Here is a 301-nt window from a genome sequence, read left to right as displayed (position 1 = left end):
GGTAGCGTGACAGTTCCTGCGCCTAGCGATGACGTGTTCATCGATAAGAGCACCCAGACCGTCAAGATCACCGATACCACTGGCGGCAACTTCGAGAAGCTGGAAGTTGCAGGCGACGGTGCGACCACCACGATCAACGACACCATCGACAAAGTCGATGTGGTTCTGACCGCCACCACTACTGTTGGCGAAGGCGGCAACATCGTTTACACCGCGTCGCTGGTCGACAAGTCGGGTAACGCGGTGACCAACATCACCAACCCGCTGACCGTCACCCTCGATAACGGCCAGACCATCACCA

General features: G+C 57.8%; 1 protein-coding gene. It reads left to right on the top strand.

The genetic code is table 11. The annotated features are described in order from the left end of the window. Positions 1 to 301: immunoglobulin-like domain-containing protein (locus M5B43_RS27190; RefSeq protein ID WP_248752948.1), on the top strand; the 301-nt coding region annotated here is incomplete at both ends.

Source organism: Pseudomonas sp. MWU15-20650, assembly GCF_023242475.1.
In the GTDB taxonomy this organism is placed as follows: domain Bacteria; phylum Pseudomonadota; class Gammaproteobacteria; order Pseudomonadales; family Pseudomonadaceae; genus Aquipseudomonas.
Note: the sequence above shows the minus strand (reverse complement) of the source record. Positions and strands in the feature narration are given on the sequence as shown.